The sequence below is a fragment of the Acidovorax sp. BLS4 genome (assembly GCF_032929295.1).
Lineage (GTDB): Bacteria > Pseudomonadota > Gammaproteobacteria > Burkholderiales > Burkholderiaceae_C > Paracidovorax.
On record NZ_CP136797.1, the window covers coordinates 3,418,730 to 3,433,742 of the forward strand.

The 15,013-nt window shown below is 67.8% G+C and carries 13 protein-coding genes; 7 read left to right on the forward strand and 6 right to left on the reverse strand.

Translation table 11 applies throughout. The features are described from left to right. Positions 1 to 51: 51 nt before the first annotated feature. From ccsB to R1Z03_RS15905, 3 genes are all read right to left on the reverse strand, one after another. A complete protein-coding gene (gene ccsB, locus R1Z03_RS15895) occupies positions 52 to 1,422 on the reverse strand; it encodes a c-type cytochrome biogenesis protein CcsB (protein ID WP_317352643.1) in 1,371 nt (456 codons plus the stop codon). Continuing rightward, on the reverse strand, positions 1,419 to 3,593 hold the full coding sequence (locus R1Z03_RS15900) for a cytochrome c biogenesis protein ResB (RefSeq protein ID WP_317352645.1): 2,175 nt from the start codon (positions 3,591 to 3,593) through the stop codon (positions 1,419 to 1,421). Before R1Z03_RS15900 ends, ccsB begins: the two co-directional genes overlap by 4 nt. Before the next feature lie 117 nt (positions 3,594 to 3,710). Beyond that, a complete protein-coding gene (locus R1Z03_RS15905; RefSeq protein WP_284425978.1) occupies positions 3,711 to 4,358 on the reverse strand; it encodes a cytochrome c in 648 nt (215 codons plus the stop codon). 84 nt (positions 4,359 to 4,442) lie between these two features. Between R1Z03_RS15905 and yihA the strand changes: the two genes are divergently transcribed. Together yihA and R1Z03_RS15915 are read left to right on the forward strand one after the other, a co-directional pair. Then, positions 4,443 to 5,183 (forward strand): ribosome biogenesis GTP-binding protein YihA/YsxC, encoded by a 741-nt coding sequence (gene yihA, locus R1Z03_RS15910; protein ID WP_284425977.1) that lies wholly within the window; start codon positions 4,443 to 4,445, stop codon positions 5,181 to 5,183. Between the two features lie 50 nt (positions 5,184 to 5,233). Beyond that, positions 5,234 to 6,157 (forward strand): alpha/beta fold hydrolase, encoded by a 924-nt coding sequence (locus tag R1Z03_RS15915; RefSeq protein ID WP_317352652.1) that lies wholly within the window; start codon positions 5,234 to 5,236, stop codon positions 6,155 to 6,157. 53 nt (positions 6,158 to 6,210) lie between these two features. On the opposite strand, the gene R1Z03_RS15920 is transcribed toward R1Z03_RS15915, so the two are convergent. Further along, the gene (locus R1Z03_RS15920) at positions 6,211 to 7,083 is read right to left on the reverse strand and encodes a lipid A biosynthesis acyltransferase (protein WP_317352655.1); all 873 of its coding nucleotides are present in this window, start codon (positions 7,081 to 7,083) and stop codon (positions 6,211 to 6,213) included. Then, positions 7,080 to 7,931: a lysophospholipid acyltransferase family protein gene (locus R1Z03_RS15925; protein WP_317352658.1), complete on the reverse strand. Its 852-nt coding sequence runs from the start codon at positions 7,929 to 7,931 to the stop codon at positions 7,080 to 7,082. The genes R1Z03_RS15920 and R1Z03_RS15925 overlap by 4 nt, the downstream gene beginning before the upstream one ends. Positions 7,932 to 8,062: 131 nt before the next feature. On the opposite strand from R1Z03_RS15925, the gene metK reads away from it, so the two are divergent. The 4 genes from metK to R1Z03_RS15945 all read left to right on the forward strand — a co-directional run bounded on the left by metK (position 8,063) and on the right by R1Z03_RS15945 (position 13,183). Then, positions 8,063 to 9,244 carry a methionine adenosyltransferase gene (metK, locus tag R1Z03_RS15930; protein WP_284396627.1) on the forward strand — a complete coding sequence of 394 codons (1,182 nt, stop codon included), beginning with the start codon at positions 8,063 to 8,065 and terminating at the stop codon, positions 9,242 to 9,244. A gap of 193 nt (positions 9,245 to 9,437) precedes the next feature. Then, positions 9,438 to 12,296 carry an ankyrin repeat domain-containing protein gene (locus tag R1Z03_RS15935; RefSeq protein WP_317352662.1) on the forward strand — a complete coding sequence of 953 codons (2,859 nt, stop codon included), beginning with the start codon at positions 9,438 to 9,440 and terminating at the stop codon, positions 12,294 to 12,296. Positions 12,297 to 12,537: 241 nt separating this feature from the next. Beyond that, complete coding sequence (locus R1Z03_RS15940) at positions 12,538 to 12,723, forward strand: DUF1328 family protein (RefSeq protein WP_272567532.1); 186 nt, start codon at positions 12,538 to 12,540, stop codon at positions 12,721 to 12,723. Positions 12,724 to 12,736: 13 nt separating this feature from the next. Continuing rightward, positions 12,737 to 13,183 (forward strand): hemerythrin domain-containing protein, encoded by a 447-nt coding sequence (locus tag R1Z03_RS15945; RefSeq protein WP_317352665.1) that lies wholly within the window; start codon positions 12,737 to 12,739, stop codon positions 13,181 to 13,183. Between the two features lie 50 nt (positions 13,184 to 13,233). Here the strand turns inward: R1Z03_RS15945 and R1Z03_RS15950 are convergent, their stop codons facing one another. Next, on the reverse strand, positions 13,234 to 13,914 hold the full coding sequence (locus R1Z03_RS15950) for an NUDIX domain-containing protein (RefSeq protein WP_317352667.1): 681 nt from the start codon (positions 13,912 to 13,914) through the stop codon (positions 13,234 to 13,236). A 179-nt stretch (positions 13,915 to 14,093) separates the two neighbouring features. Here R1Z03_RS15950 and R1Z03_RS15955 point away from each other — a divergent pair, with 179 nt between their 5' ends. Further along, a complete protein-coding gene (locus R1Z03_RS15955; protein WP_317352670.1) occupies positions 14,094 to 14,969 on the forward strand; it encodes a cysteine hydrolase in 876 nt (291 codons plus the stop codon). The last annotated feature ends 44 nt before the right edge of the window (positions 14,970 to 15,013 follow it).

The following is a 15,013-nucleotide window of genomic DNA, read 5'->3' on the forward strand; positions in this document are numbered from 1 at the left end:
GGGGACGATGCCGGTTATACGCGCACCGGCCCCGAAAGGATTCATTGTGGGCTACAACGTTCCGTAGCTGTGCAGCCCCGACAGCCACATGTTCACGCCCAGGAAGGCGAATGTGGTCACGCCCAGCCCCACCAGCGCCCACCAGGCGGACACGGTGCCGCGCAAGCCCTTCATCAGGCGCATGTGCAGCCAGGCCGCGTAATTGAGCCACACGATCAGCGCCCAGGTCTCCTTGGGGTCCCAGCTCCAGTAGCCGCCCCAGGCCTCGGCCGCCCAGAGCGCGCCCAGCACCGTGGCGATGGTGAAGAAGGCGAAGCCCACGGCGATGGCCTTGTACATGACATCGTCCAGCACCTCGAACGACGGTAGACGGGCCGCGATGCGCCGGCGCCCGAGCAGGATGCCCGCCACGATGAACGCCGACACGCCGAAATACACCATCCAGTAAGCGCCGCCGTTCTCGGTGGCGCCCTGGCGGAACACGATGGGCTCGAAGCACAGCACCACGCCCAGCAGCCACAGGGGCGCGAGCTTGTACCAGCGCGTCTCGCCGGCCTGCTGCTTGATGAGGTAGGCGAACGCCACCATGGCCGACAGCGCGAAGGTGCCGTAGCCGATGAAGTTGGCGGGCACGTGCAGCTTCATCCACCAGCTCTTCAGGGCCGGCACCAGGGGCTGGATCTCGTGCGCCTCGCGCACCACGGTGTACCAGAGCAGAAAGCCCACGGCGGCGCTGACCACCAGCATGACGAAGCCGCCCAGCGCGCGGGTCTCGTACTGCGCCTCGTAATAGAGGTAGAAGGCCGCGGTCATCCAGCAAAACAGCACGAACACCTCGTACAGGTTGCTGACCGGGATGTGGCCCACGTCGGCGCCGATGAGGTAGCTCTCGTACCAGCGCACCAGCGTGCCGATGAGCGCCATGCCGATGCCCACCCACGCCAGGCGCGAGCCCAGCAGCGACAGGGTGCGGCCCTCGCCGCGGGAGAACATGCCGATCCAGTAGAACGCCGTGCTCATGAAGAACAGCATGCTCATCCACAGGATGGCCGACTGGCTGGACAGGAAATACTTGAGGCCGAACACCGTGTCGGCGCGCGCCAGGCTGCCGGCGCCGTCCTGCTGGTACAGGCCGATGGCCGCCAGGGCGAAGGCCGCCACCACCACCATCAGCACCCGCAGCGGCCGCCAGAACCAGCCCAGCCACACGGTGCAGGGAATGGCGCCGAGCAGGATGCCTTTTTCGTAGACATCCATGAACGCGCCGTAGCGCTGCAGCGCAAACAGCCCGCCCGCCGCGACCAGCGCGGCGAAGACCCAGTCGAAGGCATTGCGCCGGGCCAGGAACCCCTCGTTCAGGGTGATGGTGCGGTCGGCGCGATCCGTGCGATCGCGGGCAGCGTCCGTGGCGGCGGTGTTCATGCGGTGTCTCCGTGGGGCCGCGCCCCGATGAGTTTGTCGGTGAGCCGGGCGAACTCGCGGTCGCCGTCCAGGGTCTTGCGGTTGCTCGACAGCGCCATGGTGGCCTGGGCGCCCCCGTCCTGGGGCACCAGCCACACCCACAGGCGCCGTTCGCGCACGTAGAGCATCGAAAACACGCCAATGATCAGCAGCGCGCAGCCAAGGTACACGATGTTCTTGCCCGGCGCGCGGGCCACCTGGAAGACACTCGCCTGCACCTGGGTGAAGTCCTTGAGCTCGAACGCCAGGGGCACGGGGTAGGCCTGCGCGTCGCTGAGCGACAGCACCGCCTGCGTCATGAACGCCTGGGTGGCATCGCTCTGCGCCAGGGGTTTGAGGCCCGCACGCTCGCGCGTGAGCTGGGCCAGCTCGAACAGCGCGCCGTTCAGGATGCGGATCAGCACCTCGCCCGCCCGCTCGCGTTCGGCCGGCGGCACGTTGGCCTCCATGAAGTCCGAGATCGCCTGCAGGCCGCCGCGGCCCGGCGCACCGCCCTTGCCCGTGGTGGCGCCTGCCGCGCCGGCGTCCGCCCCGGCAAAGAGCGACAGGGCGCGCACGGTCGACTGCGCCAGCTGCTCGGCCAGCTCGGGGCGCGCGGGGTCCACCGCCTTGGCCACATACCGGCGCACCGCCTGCTCGCGCAGCGCCGGATCGGCCAGCGCCACGCGCATGCGCACGAAGCCCTGCATGCTGCCCTGGTCGTCCACCGGAATGCGCAGGAAGCGAAACGGCTCGGACGGCGTGTCGCGCACGCCGAGCAGGAAGACGGGCTGCCCGTCGCCCGCGTCCAGCGGCAGCATGTAGTTGTGGAATTCGCGCGCCTGGCCCGCCGCGTCGCGCAGCTTGTAGCTCACGCTGGGGCCGATGTTGCGCAGCTCCTTGCGGGTCACGGTCTTGTTGCCCGCGCCCAGGCGCGCCTCAATGGCCTGGCGCAGGTCCACCTTGCGCACGTCCGCGCCGGAGGTGACGGCGCCGGTGTCGGTAAAGTTCTCGACGTTGATGGTGCGCAGCGCGGTGAACTCCAGCGTGAACGGCTGGCCCGCGGCGCTGGCGGTGAGCGGCGTGGAACTGCCCACCACGCCCTCCACGTCGAAGGGTGCTATGCCGGGCGCGAGCGGCACCGCGCGAAGCTGCAGGCGCGAGCCGCCGTCGTCGAAGCTCGACTGGTAGATCTCGATGCCGCGGTAGCTCGCCGGGTGGTTGACCTCCACGCGCGCGGGCGTGGCCTCTCCGGTGGCCTTGTCGTGGATGACGATCTCGCTCGCGAAGAGCTTGGGCATGCCGGTGGAGTAGTGCTCGACGATGAACTTCTTGAGCTCGATGGCGAAGGGCAGCTCCTGCAGCAGCACGCCGTCGGACTGGTTCAGGATGGCGGTGCTCGACTGCGTGCCCTCGGCCACCAGCAGGTTGCCGCGGAAGGTCGGGTTGCGCTCGGACAGGCGGTGCTCGGGCCGGACCTCGGAGATCAATCCGCCGCCGTTGTACGGCGTCTTGCCGCCCAGCCACATCTGCGCGCGCACGACCAGGTCGCCGTCCAGCAGGCCGCCCACACACACCAGCACGATGGCGCTGTGCGCCGCGATGTAGCCGATCTTGTTGGCCGCACCCGCCTTGGCCGCCACCATCCAGCCCGTTCCAGGCCCGGCCGGCGTGGTGCGCTGCTGCAGCCGCACCTTCCAGCCGCCGCCGGCCAGCATGTCGCCGATGCGGCACGCGGCGGCCTCGGGGGTTTCGCCGGGCAGCGGCCCTTTGGCCCGCAGCCCGAAGGCCTCCAGGCTTTGCTCGCGGACGTTTTCCTTGTAGTTGCGCACGTCGGCCAGGTAGCGCGGGCCGTTGCGCGCGATGCACAGTGAGGTGCTCGCCACCAGGAACGCCAGGATCAGCAGGAACCACCAGGCGCTGTACACCGCGTTGAGCTTGAGCGCCATGAACAGCTCGGCCCAGAACGGCCCGAACTGGTTCACGTAGTTGGCGGCGGGCTCGTGCTGCTTGAGCACCGTGCCGATCACCGAGGCGATGCAGATCACCGTCAGCAGCGAGATCGCGAAGCGCATGGACGACAGCAGTTCCACCGCCGCGCGCATGGCCTGCGAGCGGGTGTGGATGCGGATGCCGTGGGTGGTTTCAGACATGGACGAAAGACAAAAGGGCGGGCCATCCGTTCAGATGGACCCGCCCGTCTTGGGTGTGATTATCGGCGGTTGGTTCAGGGGCGCGGCACGGTGGCCGGCCCGGGGGATTGACCCAGGTCAACGCAGGCCAGCGATGTAGTCGGCGACGGCCTTGATCTCGCGGTCGTTGAGCTTGGCGGCGACCTGCGTCATCTGCAGGCTGTTGCTGCGCACGCCGTCGCGGAAGGCGACGAGCTGCGCGGCGGTGTAGTCGGCGTGCTGGCCCGACAGGCGGGGGTACTGCACCGGAATGCCCGCGCCGTTGGGACTGTGGCAGCCGGCGCAGGCGGCGATGTTGCGGTCGGCGATGCCGCCGCGGTAGATGCGCTCGCCCAGGGCGACGAGTTCCTTGTCCTTGGCGAAGCCCGGCTTGGCCTGCTTGGACGCCACCCACCAGGCGATGTTGCGCATGTCGTCATCGGACAGGGCCGAGGCGAAGCCCTTCATGACGGGGTTGTTGCGCTTGCCGGACTTGAACTCCTGCAACTGCTTGACAAGGTATTCGGGGTGCTGCTGGGCCAGCTTGGGGTTGATGGCGATGGCGGAGTTGCCGTCGGCCGCGTGGCAGGCAACGCACACGGCCGTGAAGGTGGCCTCACCCTTGGCCAGATCCGGCTTGGCGGGTTTTTGCGCCGCGGCAGCGGGGGCGGCCCCCTGAGAAAAAGCCGGGAAAGCAGCAACTGCCAGCACGGCAGCCATCAGCATGGGAGCAAGCAATTTCTTCATATCGAGGGTTCTTGTGTTATGGGCGCAAAACGGCGCGATTCTACAATGCGACCCCCTGGCCCTCTATCCTTGGTAACCCCCGTTATGACGACTACATCACATGCGCCAGTTGCTGGCTCCCTCCCGCCCGCACCGGACGCCAAAGTCGCCATGGGGTGGATGCACACCACGCGGTTCCTGACGACGGCAGCGCAACTGCACCACCTGCCCCCCATCGATGTGCCCGAGATCGCCTTCGTCGGCCGCTCCAATGCCGGCAAGTCCACCTGCATCAACACGCTCACGCAGCAAAAGCAGCTGGCCTTCGCCTCCAAGAAGCCCGGTCGCACGCAACACATCAATTTGTTCTCGCTGGGCAAGCAGGGCGTGACCGACGCCGTGCTGGCCGACCTGCCCGGCTACGGCTACGCCGCCGTGTCGCGCTCGGACAAGATCCGCTGGCAGCAGGTGATGCTGAGCTACCTGGTCACCCGCCAGAGCCTGACCGGCATCGTGCTGCTGTGCGACCCGCGCCTGGGCCTGACCGAGCTGGACGAGGCACTGCTGGAGGCCGTGCGCCCGCGCGTCGAATCGGGCCTGAAATTCCTGGTGCTGCTCACCAAGGCCGACAAGCTCACCCGCGCCGAACAGGCCAAGGTGCTGTCCATCACGCGACTGCAGGCCGGCGGCGGCGAGGTCAAGATGTTCTCGGCCCTCAAGAAGCAAGGGGTGGACGAGGTGGCGCAACTGCTGTGGCAGTGGTCCCACCCAGTGGCCGGCCCGTCGCCCGAGGCGCAGGACGGCACCGAAGAGGCGCCCCTGGACGAGGATTCGGAAGACAACTAGGCGCCCGCGCAGACAGGTCATGCGCGGGCTGCGATCCAAGGCAGAGCACCATGATCGACACCATTGCGCACGCCCTGCCCCACGGCACCACGCTGCACTGCCGCACCCGCGGCGAGCGCGGCCGCCCGGTGCTGCTGTTCCTGCACGGGTTTCCCGAAGGCGCCTTCATCTGGGATGCGCTGCTGGAGCACTTCGCCGACCCGGCCCACGGCGGCTACCGCTGCGTGGCGCCCTGGCTGCGCGGCTTCGCGCCGTCGAGCGCCCCGCCGGACGTGGCCGCCTACCGCGCCAAGCACCTGGTGCAGGACATCACGGCCCTGATCGCGGCCGAATGCGGCGACTCGCAGCCCCTGGCCGCGCTGATCGCGCACGACTGGGGCGGCGCAGTGGCCTGGAACCTGGCCAACCAGCGGCCTGAGCTGATGCAGCGGCTGGTGATCGTCAATTCGCCGCACCCGGGCACGTTCCTGCGCGAGCTGCAGAGCAACCCGGCCCAGCAGGCGGCCAGCGAGTACATGCACTTTCTCTGCCGGCCGGACGCCGAGGCGCTGCTTGCGGCCGACGACTTCCGGCGCCTGTTCGGCTTTTTCGACCGAGCCGACGGCACGGCGCCCGCGTGGCTCACCCCCGAGGTGCGCGACCAGTACCGCGCCACCTGGGGCGCCGGCCTGACGGGCCCGTGCAACTACTACCGCGCCAGCCCGCTGCGCCCGCCGCGCGAGGGCGATCCCGCCGCCGACGCGCTCACCCTGCCAGATTCGATGCTCACCGTGAACGTGCCCACCCGCGTGGTCTGGGGCCTGGACGACCCGGCCCTGCTGCCTGGGCTGCTGCAGGGGCTCGCGCAGTGGGTGCCTTCGCTCACCCGCACCGAGGTGCCGGGCGCCTCGCACTGGATCGTGCACGAGCAGCCGGCGGCGGTGATTCAGGCCATCACCGAAAGCCTGACGCCCCAAACGCTACATAATCAATAGCAATACAGGCAATCAAACCGCCGGCGTGGCGCCGATTCGGCTACAGATTGCTTTCATTTTTGGTACACCGAAGGCTCGCCGTCCGGGCGCGACTTGAAGCGCTTGTGCACCCAGTAGTACTGGCCCGGCATGGTGTCGATCCACTGCTGCAGCTCGCGGTTCATGCGGGCCGTGTCGGCCTCCAGGTCGTCGGTGGGAAAGTGCTCCCACGCCGGCATCATCTCGGCGCTGTAGCCGGTGGGGGTCAGGCGCCCCACCAGCGGCACGACCTTGGCGCGGCCCAGGCGGGCGAAGCGCGACAGCGAGGGGATCGTCGCCGCGCGCACGCCATAGAACGGCACGAAGACCGACTCGCTCGGGCCGAAGTCCATGTCCGGCAGCAAATACAGCAGCCCGCCCTTGCGCAGCCCGCTCAGGATGGGCTTGACGCCGTCGCCCCGGTTGAGCATGCGCACGTTGCCGAAGCGCTGGCGGCCCGCGAACAGCCAGGCGTCCACGGCCGGGTCCGGGTGCGGCGTGAAGATCGAGGTGAAGGCCCGGTCGGTCTGCAGGGTGAGCGCCGTGCCCGCCGCATCCATGCCGAGGAAATGCGGCGCGAAGATGATGGTGGGCGCATCGCCGTCCAGCTCGTGCAGCGCGCCGTGGATGGTGAGTCGCTTTTCGACCACGGCGCGCGGCGCCATCCACAGCCAGCTGCGGTCCAGCCAGGTCTGGCAAAAGCGCACGAAGGTCTCGCGGGCCCAGGCGCGCCGCTGGGCGGGGGACGCATCGGGAAAGCACAGCTCCAGATTGCGCAGCGCCACCTTGCGGCGCGGCGCGGCCAGCCGGTACAGCACCTGGCCGATCACCCAGCCCAGGCCGCGCAGCACCGGCAGCGGCAGGCGGGCCAGCACGCCCATCAGCCACACGTTCATGCGGCCCGTCATGCCGCGGCCCCTGCGGCGTGCGCTTCGGCCCGCGGCTGCTTGTAGCGGGCATAGCCCCACAGGTACTGGTCGGGGCTCTGGCGGATGGTGTGCTCCATCGCCTGGTTGATCTGCAGCACGGCCGCGTCAAGGTCTTCGGACAGGGGCACGGACAACTCCTCGAAATGCAAGACATAGCCGCGGCCGGCGCCCAGCCGCTCGCAGCGCGCCAGCACCACGGCGGCGCCCGTCTGCTGCGCCAGCCGCGCGGCCAGGGTCATGGTGTAGGCCTCGCGGCCGAAGAACGGCGACCACACGCCCTGGCCCTGCGGCGGGACCTGGTCGGGCAGCAGGCCCACGGCCTCGCCGCGGCGCAGCGCCTTGATCATCTGGCGCACGCCCGTCAGTGCCGTGGGCACCGCGCGAATGCCAGGTCGGTTGCGAGCGGTGGCCATCACGCCGGCCAGCCAGGGCTGGCGCGCGGGGCGGTACAGGATGGTGATGGGTCCGCGCTCGGCGGCCCAGCGCTGGGCCGCGGCCTGCACCGACAGCTCGAAGCAGCCCAGGTGCGGCGTGAGAAAGACGATGCCCTTGCCCGCGCCCCAGGCCCGCTCCACCACGGCGGCGTTCTCGATGCGGCACGGGGTCTGCTCGCGCAGCCACAGGCGGGGCAGTTCGGCCGCCATGCGGCCGGCGTGGCCCACGGCCGCACGCACCTGTCCGAACGAATAGCCGGCCCGCGCCGCGTTCTCGCGAAAGCGCCGCCGGTAGGTGGGCGAGAGGCAGAAAACCAGCCAGCCCGCGGCCGCGCCGAGGGCATGGGCGAGCCAGAGCGGAAGCCGGGAAAGGAAACGGAAAAGGGTTGGCATTAAAATGGCGCGGTCGCTGAGTTAAATGAGCAACTTGCAGGGCGACGTAAAACAAATCTGCTAAAGCGTTCGCCAAAGCTCCCAAGGCTGAGGGCAACGCCCAAAATGCCGGAACACAGGAGTTTATTCAAATGGCGAACGATTTCCTTTTCACCTCCGAATCCGTCTCGGAAGGCCACCCCGACAAGGTCGCCGACCAGATTTCCGACGCGATTCTGGACGCGATCTTCAAGCAGGACCCCCGCAGCCGCGTGGCGGCCGAGACCCTCACCAACACCGGGCTCGTGGTGCTGGCGGGCGAGATCACCACCAACGCGCACGTGGACTACATCCAGATCGCGCGCGACACCATCAAGCGCATCGGCTACGACAACACCGACTACGGCATCGATTACAAGGGCTGCGCGGTGCTGGTGGCCTACGACAAGCAGAGCAACGACATCGCCCAGGGCGTGGACCAGGCGAGCGACGACCACCTGAACACCGGCGCCGGCGACCAGGGCCTGATGTTCGGCTACGCCTGCGACGAGACGCCCGAGCTGATGCCCGCGCCCATCTACTACGCCCACCGCCTGGTCGAGCGCCAGGCCCAGCTGCGCAAGGACGGGCGCCTGCCCTTCCTGCGGCCCGACGCCAAGAGCCAGGTCACGATGCGCTACGTGGACGGCAAGCCCCACAGCATCGACACCGTGGTGCTCTCCACCCAGCACCACCCCGACCAGAGCGAGACCTCCACCAAGATGAAGGCCAGCTTCACCGAGGCCATCATCGAGGAGATCATCAAGCCCGTGCTGCCCAGCGAGTGGCTCCAGGACACCAAGTACCTGATCAACCCCACCGGCCGATTCGTCATCGGCGGCCCGCAAGGCGATTGCGGCCTGACCGGCCGCAAGATCATCGTGGACACCTACGGCGGTGCCTGCCCCCACGGCGGCGGCGCGTTCAGCGGCAAGGACCCGACGAAGGTGGACCGCTCGGCCGCCTACGCCGCGCGCTACGTGGCCAAGAACATCGTCGCCGCGGGCCTGGCGCGCCAGTGCCAGATCCAGGTGGCCTATGCCATCGGCGTGGCCCGCCCCATGAACGTGACGGTGTACACCGAAGGCACGGGCGTGATCCCGGACGACCAGATCGCCAAGCTGGTGCAGGAGCACTTCGACCTGCGCCCCAAGGGCATCATCCAGATGCTCGACCTGCTGCGCCCCATCTACGAAAAGACCGCCGCCTACGGCCACTTCGGCCGCGAAGAGCCCGAGTTCACCTGGGAAAAGACCGACAAGGCCGCGGCACTGCGGGCGGCTGCGGGGCGATAAGCCCGCCCCGCGATCCGCGTGAACGGGCGGGAAGCCCGCCGCGCGGACACCGCGGTCCAGTCGTGCGCAGGCCCATGTGCGAAGCGATGTGAGCCTGCGGGTAGCGCAACAGCGGTAACACGGCAACTGCTTCGGATGCGCGCACCGACCTCGCGCGCAGCCCCGTATGGTCCCGGCATCCCGGAGTCTGACCATGCAGATCACACCGCAATTCCACAAACCGCCCCGCGCGACCGCGGCTGCGGAGCCTTACGCGCCGCAAGAAGCCGTGCGCTACGAACCGAGCCTTGACGGGACTTCGATACCGGCTTTCGAAAAATCGGGCCGGGGCAAGCAGCTCATGACGCAGTACCGGGCAGGCATCGGCAAACTGAAAACCTTTCTCGAAGAACATCCCTCCTCCAGATCCCAGCAGTCCATCAAGGCGCTGGACATCTTCAAAAGCCGGGTGGAGGGTGGCATGGCAGGCCACTATTCCACCCAGATATCGCGCCTCTACGGCGAAGGCAAGGCCTCGTTGGACACCCTGTGCACGGCCGTGGCGGACCACACGATCCCGCTTTCCAGACGCATGGAAATCATCGAGAACCTGGCGTCAGGACTGCTGGTCTGCTCCGACGGCACCACGACCAACCTGATCATGGCCGCCCAGGACCTGAACTTGACCCAAGGCCTGCACACCCACGCCAAAAGGGTGTGGGAGGACATGCTGGACCAGGCGCTGCGCGACTTCAGCCAGTCCAAGCACAAAGGACTCGAACACTACGAGGCCAGCGAAATCCATTTCGTCAACGGTTACCGCAATTTCCTGGCGGATCAGTTCGGTGTCACGGAACGCAGCGACAGCTTCGTCGATGTGCGCACCGTCAGCGCCCATGTGCAGGAGGCCGCGGCGTTTGTGCAAGCCCGCGTGAACCCGGTCGAGCTGGTTCGGCAACTCGCCGAGGAATGCCTGAGCGAGGTGAAGGAGCGTTTCAGGCCCCACCTGGGCCGCCCGCTGACGGAGGAAACGGCGGGCCAGTTGCACAAGGCGTACAGCGAATCCATGGAGGCCGGATTGCAAGGGCGGTTCGGCAAGATTCCCGCCTGGGTCGTCATCTCGGAACACGAGCCCACCGGCGATGAAGACGCGCCCTATTCCGTTCTCGAGCATCCCGCACTGCTGATGCGCGTCATCGCAAAGAACCTGAAGGAACAGGGGCTGCTCGACAAAGAGAAGTTCGAGGTCGTCGATACCGTATTGACGGACGAGGGCAACCGCCGGATCAAGCGCATTGCCGACGGAGATTTCTACGTGAAGGAGATGGACAAGGCCGGCGGGGTCGGCTACCGCGGCATGCGGCTGTCCGACCTTTCTCCTGCCGTGGAGTGGCCGTCCGCGCTGCTCATGAGCGCCCTCACCGCGACCCAGGACCCCGAGGAGCTGCGCAGCCTCGATCCCGCCAAAGTCTGGAACATGGTCCGCAACGGCACCTCGGCGACGAGCACCCAATGGCAGGCCGCCCTGATGCATCCGGCATTGAAGCGCTACCGGGAGGCCTCCGCGGAAGCGGAATTTTTCCTGCTGAACCAGGCTGCGGAGGAAGTGGACAAGCTCCCGGAGCAAGAACGACCCCAAGCGGTGGCGCAAAGCCTCATGGCCGGCGACCTGGCGCTGGCCAGCTTGCTGGTCGTGTTGCCCATGCCATCGTCATGGAAAGACCAGAATCAAAACACCCTGCTCCACCACGCCGTCGCTGCGGGAGCCGATTCGGTCGTGACCCTGCTTGCGTCCGCTGCGGCACTGCAAGCGGTCAATGCCCGGGGGGACACACCCCTGATGCACGCAGCGCGCTATGGCCAAACCGCCATGGTCCACAAGCTGCTGGGCGCGAGTGCTTCGATCGATACCCGCAACAAGAATGGAGAAACAGCCCTGTACCTTGCAGCCCAGGCGGGCGACGTGGCCTCCGTGGGCATCCTGGTGCAGGCGTCCCTCAAGGACCCCAAGAACCGCGGCATGCTGGACCAGAAATCCAGTACCGGCAGGACGCCGCTCATGGTGGCCGCCGCCGCTGGCAACGAGGTCCTCGTGCAAATGCTGCACCGCGCCGGCGCCCAGGTAGGCGTGACGAGCAGCGACGGCAGGACGGCACTGCACGAGGCGGCCCGCCAGGGCCGCATGGGGGTTGCACGGCTGCTGCTGAAGGCAGGCGCCAAGCCCAATGCCTATACCGGGATGTTGCACGGCGGCGTGACGCCGCTGATGGAGGCCCTCGACAACGGCCACTACGAAATGGCCACCATGCTGGTGAGCCGCAGCCATTTGAACCAGCGCGACTGGCGTGGGGAATGCGCACTCATGCGGGCCGTGGGGCAACAGAATGCCCGTGCGGCAAGGCTGCTGATCGATGCCAAGGCGAACGTTGATCGCGACACTCGGGACGGAACCACGCCGCTGATGCGAGCGGCGGAAAGCGGCAACGTCGCGATCATGTCCCTGCTGCTGAAAGCGGGCGCGCAGGCCGATCGCAGAACCGAGCTTCGGTATTCCGCCATTTTCGCGGCCGCGAAGAATGGTCACGCACCCGCTGTGGAACGGCTTTTGGATGCGAAAGTGAATTCGACATCGACCGATCTGGACGGTCTGACGCCCTTCATGCTCGCGGCCCGCAATGGGCATGCCGAGGTCATGGAGACCTTGCTGAAGCAAGAAGCCGCCGGCGACGTGCACGCCACCAAGTTCTATGGGGAAAACGCCACCATGCTGGCGGCGTCGAACGGCCACGCCGAAGTGATCGCGCTGCTGCTGCGCCACGGTCTTGCGGGCAACCTGGAACGCTGGTCCGGCGAATCCTCCGAGACGGCTCTGACCCAGGCAGCGGCTAACGGACATGCGGACGTGGTGAAACTGCTGCTGGACGCAGGCGCGCACGGCAGCCTGGCGCGAGCCGAACGATTGGCGAAATCGAAGGGCCACCCCAAGGTATTGCATCTGCTGGTCGAAGCCCGGAACGCCAATAGAAAAGCCAGCCAGTCGGCCCCCGGCACGAGCAAAAGCACAAGCGCCTGAGCCGCTAACGGCCGCCACGTGCCGCGGGTCATCCATCGCCACTACGGCCAATTGCGGTCATGGCTTGACCTGCGCAGTGGCTGAACGGGTGCGACGGGCGGAAGAAGCCCTTGCCCTCCCCGCGCCGTCTGCCGCCTTGCCCGCGCACCTTTCCTACAGCCGCAGCCCCGCTCTGCTGACGCCCGTGACGCGGCAGCGCTGAAATGATCGCTCCATACCTCATCCCACCGGAGTCCTCACCATGCTGAAATACGCCATCGTCTTCGCCATCATCTCTCTCATCGCTGGCGCGCTGGGTTTCACCGGGGTCGCTGCGGGCGCTGCCGGCATCGCGAAGATCCTGTTCTTCATCTTCCTGGTGATCGCCGTGGTCTTCGTCGTGCTGGCCGTGCTGGGCATCGGCGCGGCACGCAAGGCGCTCAAGTGAAGGGGCCGCGCGCATGAACATCTTCGAAGCCCTGCGCGAAAGCCACGAGCGGCAGCGCGACATGGTCCGCCAGGTGGAGGCCACCAGCGGCGACACCCCGGAGCGGCACGAGCGGTTCCTCGAGCTCAAGCGAGAACTGGCGGCCCATGAGCTGGCCGAAGACCGCCACTTCTACCGGCCGCTCATGGAGCACGATGCCGGCATCGACCTGTCGCGCCACGCCATCGCGGAGCACCATGCCCTGGACGAACTGGTCGAAGACCTGGAGGCCGCCGACCCCGGCAGCTCCGCCTGGCTGGCGGTGGCCAAAAAACTGGGCGAGAAGGTGCGGCACCATCTGGAGGAAGAGGAACACCGGTTCTTCCAGATGGCCGGCAAGCTGCTTACCGAAAAGCAGAAGACCGAACTCGCGAAGCAGTACCTGCAAACCTACGACGAAGCCAAGGCGGTCGCCGCCTGAGATGCGTCTTGCTCCGTTCGTCCCAAGCCCCGCAAGGGGCTTTTTTCTGTTCAGAGCGCCCGGGACGACAGTGCCAGGGCCTTGCGGAACGCGGGGCGCAGGCGGTACATCTGCGCGGGCCGGTGGGCACCGCCCTGCACCAGGCCGGGCACGGGTTCGAGCATGTCCAGCTCGTCCATCTTGCGGCGAAAGCTCACCTTGTTGAGCGGCTCGCCCAGCACCGCCTCGTACACCGCCTGCAGCTGCGGCAGGGTGAATACGTCGCCGCACAAATGCACAGGCATCGAGGAATACAGGCTCTTGCTGCGCACGCGCGCCAGCGCCGCATCCACCATGGCGCCATGATCGAACGGCAGGGGCGGCAAGGCATCGACCGGCACCAGCTTCACGCCCTGCCGGGGCGGGATGCCCTGGAGCGCCTCGCCAGGCACCAGCGCGCAATAGGCCACCGCCAGCGACCAGCCCCGCGGATCGCGCGCCAGGCCCGAGAACGTGGCGAGCTGCTCCAGGTAAGGGCTTTGCAAGCCGGCCTTCTCGCGCAGCACGCGCGCGGCGCTGGCCTGGGCATCGGCATCGTCCTGCGCATGGATGTAGCCCCCCGGCAAAGCCCACGCGCCGACATAGGGGGCCTTGTCGCGGCGCACGAGCAGCGCGTGGAGGGCGCCGCCCTGCAGCGTGAGCAGCACGGTATCCACGGTGCAGATGACGGCGGGCGAAGCAGCGGAGGACATCGAGGGGATGGTTATGTGCAGGATTGGACGAACGAGCCTACCACTCCCGGAATGCCGATGCCACCCATCCAGTCACGCCGACCGGTTTTTCATTTCCTGGCAATGCCTTTCGGCCCACTTAGTTGCAAAGTCAAACTAACAGGAATAGACTGCACCCATTGCCCCGAGGACCTTGCACCATGACCCGATCCATGAACCGCCCCTTGACGACCCAGCTGCTGGTGATCGACCCCCAGAACGATTTCTGCGACCTGCCCACCGAGTGGCAGCCGGCGCACCCGCTCACCGGCCAGTCCATCGCCCCCGCCTTGCCCGTGCCCGGCGCCCATGCCGACATGCAGCGCCTGGCCGCCTTCATCCGGCGCCAGGGCCCGGCGCTGGAGGCGATCACCGTCACGCTCGACTCGCACCAGCGCTACGACGTGGCGCACCCCCCGTTCTGGCGCCAGGGCGATGGCGGCGAGGTCGCTCCGTTCACGACCATCACCGCGGCGCAGGTGCGCGCCGGCGCGTTCGCCCCGCGCGATGCCGCAGCCCTGCCCCGCGTGCTGGCCTACCTGGACGCGCTGGAGGCGCAAGGGCGCTACACGCTGATGGTGTGGCCCGTGCACTGCGAGATCGGCAGCTGGGGCCACGGCGTGCATGCCGACGTCCTGGCCGCCTGCGGCGCGTGGCAGGCACAGCGCCAGCGCGCGGTGCACCCCGTGTTCAAGGGCACCAACCCCTGGACCGAGCACTACAGCGCCATCGAGGCCGAGGTGCCCGATGCCGACGACCCCGCTACCTTGCTCAACACCCGGCTGCTCCACGCCCTGGGGACGGCGGACCGCCTCGTCGTTGCGGGCGAGGCCGGCAGCCACTGCGTGCGCGCCACCACCGAGCACATCGTGCAGCACCTGCCCCGGCTGCAGCCGGGCTGGCGGGCGGAACGCCTCGTGCTGCTGACCGACTGCATGGCGCCCGTGGCCGGCTTCGGTGCGCAGCAGCAGGACTTTCTGGACGCGCTGCGGGGCCAGGGGGCGCAACTGGCCCGCAGCGATGAAATCCGCCTCTAGCGCAGGTTCGCTCCCGGCATCCCTTCCTAAAAACATAGCAAACG

What these genes read in the sequence shown, in the direction of transcription:
- R1Z03_RS15920 (WP_317352655.1), bottom strand. Translation starts at nt 7,083, where the DNA reads ATGACGGGCCGCATGAACGTGTGGCTGATGGGCGTGCTGGCCCGCCTG.
- R1Z03_RS15950 (WP_317352667.1), bottom strand. Translation starts at nt 13,914, where the DNA reads ATGTCCTCCGCTGCTTCGCCCGCCGTCATCTGCACCGTGGATACCGTG.
- R1Z03_RS15935 (WP_317352662.1), top strand. Translation starts at nt 9,438, where the DNA reads ATGCAGATCACACCGCAATTCCACAAACCGCCCCGCGCGACCGCGGCT.
- R1Z03_RS15940 (WP_272567532.1), top strand. Translation starts at nt 12,538, where the DNA reads ATGCTGAAATACGCCATCGTCTTCGCCATCATCTCTCTCATCGCTGGC.
- R1Z03_RS15905 (WP_284425978.1), bottom strand. Translation starts at nt 4,358, where the DNA reads ATGAAGAAATTGCTTGCTCCCATGCTGATGGCTGCCGTGCTGGCAGTT.
- R1Z03_RS15955 (WP_317352670.1), top strand. Translation starts at nt 14,094, where the DNA reads ATGACCCGATCCATGAACCGCCCCTTGACGACCCAGCTGCTGGTGATC.
- R1Z03_RS15915 (WP_317352652.1), top strand. Translation starts at nt 5,234, where the DNA reads ATGATCGACACCATTGCGCACGCCCTGCCCCACGGCACCACGCTGCAC.
- R1Z03_RS15900 (WP_317352645.1), bottom strand. Translation starts at nt 3,593, where the DNA reads ATGTCTGAAACCACCCACGGCATCCGCATCCACACCCGCTCGCAGGCC.
- R1Z03_RS15945 (WP_317352665.1), top strand. Translation starts at nt 12,737, where the DNA reads ATGAACATCTTCGAAGCCCTGCGCGAAAGCCACGAGCGGCAGCGCGAC.
- yihA (WP_284425977.1), top strand. Translation starts at nt 4,443, where the DNA reads ATGACGACTACATCACATGCGCCAGTTGCTGGCTCCCTCCCGCCCGCA.
- R1Z03_RS15925 (WP_317352658.1), bottom strand. Translation starts at nt 7,931, where the DNA reads ATGCCAACCCTTTTCCGTTTCCTTTCCCGGCTTCCGCTCTGGCTCGCC.
- metK (WP_284396627.1), top strand. Translation starts at nt 8,063, where the DNA reads ATGGCGAACGATTTCCTTTTCACCTCCGAATCCGTCTCGGAAGGCCAC.
- ccsB (WP_317352643.1), bottom strand. Translation starts at nt 1,422, where the DNA reads ATGAACACCGCCGCCACGGACGCTGCCCGCGATCGCACGGATCGCGCC.